Below are 1,401 nucleotides of genomic sequence, written 5' to 3' on the forward strand. Positions count from 1 at the left end.
CACCGCCAGCACCACCAGCACCGCCACCCGCGGCACCACCGCCGCCAGCACCACCAGCACCGCCACCCGCGGCACCACCGCCGCCAGCACCACCAGCGCCCGGGACTGCGACTGCGGCGGCATCCTCAAGCGCCGCACCGGCCGGACCCCCGCCGGCGCGTGCCGCCGCGTCGTCCAAGGCTCCTGCGGCGGGGCCCCCCGCACCTGGGACACCTGCGCCCGGCGCACCTGCTCCTGCTGCTGCGGCCGCATCGACCAACGCTGCCGCCGGACCTTCACCATTGAGTCCGGTGCTTGCGAGCAGGGGGCCGACGCCCGCGGTATCCATCAAGGGCGCGCCGCTCGCGTCGGCGACGGGAGCGCCCAAAGCCGCGGGCGCACCGCCACCGACCGGAGCACCACCACCGGCGGGCGCGCCGCCACCAACCGGAGCGCCACCACCGGCGGGAGCGCCGCCACCAGCAGCACCACCCGCAGGAGCGCCACCACCAGCAGCACCACCCGCAGGAGCGCCACCGCCGGCCGCACCACCCGCAGGAGCGCCACCGCCGGCCGCACCACCCGCAGGAGCGCCACCGCCGGCCGCACCGCCGGCAGGAGCGCCGCCACCGGCCGCACCACCCGCGGGAGCGCCACCGCCGGCCGCACCACCAGCGGGAGCGCCGCCACCGGCCGCACCCGCACCACCAGCCGCCGCACCACCGCCGCCCGCACCCGCACCACCAGCAGCACCGCCTGCGGCGCCGCCGCCACCCACAGCAGGGGCCGCCGCTTGGACGACTGCGGCACCCGGTGCCGCGGCGGCCGCGCCGGCATCAACCACGGCAGCAGCCGGGGCGCCACCCACGACCGCGCCGGGAACACCTCCGCCGACTGCCGCTCCTGGTACGCCAACACCGCCGGGCAGCTCGATTCCCGGGATGCTCACGTCGGGAACTTCGATGTCGATGTCAGGCACCGAAATCTCGGCCGGCGGAGCGGCCACCTGCGCGGGTGGCGCATGAATCTCCACGGGAGGCGCGGCGATCTCGACAGGAGGCGCCGCCACCTCGATCGGCGGGGCAGCTACCTCGACCGGCGGGACCGCGATCTCCGCCGGCGGAAGCGCAACCTCAACAGGAGGAGCCGCCACCTCGACGGGAGGTACCGTCACCGCAAGCTCGACCGGCGCGCCTGCAGCGCCGCCGCCCTCGACGACGCCCACTCCGGGCACCGCGCCGCCGCCTGCGGCACCACCGCCGCCGGCCGCACCACCGCCGCCCGCACCGGCACCGCCACCTCCGGCCGCACCACCGCCGCCGCCCGCACCTCCAGCGCCACCACCGGCCGCACCGCCACCGCCTGCACCTCCAGCGCCACCACCGGCCGCACCGCCACCGCCTGCACCTCCAGCGCCACCGG

General features: G+C 78.3%; 3 protein-coding genes. All 3 read right to left on the reverse strand.

All coding sequences use genetic code 11. The features are described from left to right. A partial coding sequence (locus ACWDUN_RS15200) for a hypothetical protein (protein WP_449929961.1) occupies window positions 1-252 on the reverse strand: 252 nt, incomplete at its 3' end. Window positions 253-327: 75 nt separating this feature from the next. Then, window positions 328-897 (reverse strand): hypothetical protein, encoded by a 570-nt coding sequence (locus ACWDUN_RS15205; RefSeq protein ID WP_449929963.1) that lies wholly within the window; start codon window positions 895-897, stop codon window positions 328-330. Between the two features lie 252 nt (window positions 898-1,149). Further along, window positions 1,150-1,401 (reverse strand): hypothetical protein (locus ACWDUN_RS15210; protein ID WP_449929965.1); only part of this gene is annotated, 252 nt, incomplete at its 5' end.

The sequence above is a fragment of the Mycobacterium sp. NPDC003323 genome (assembly GCF_053589535.1).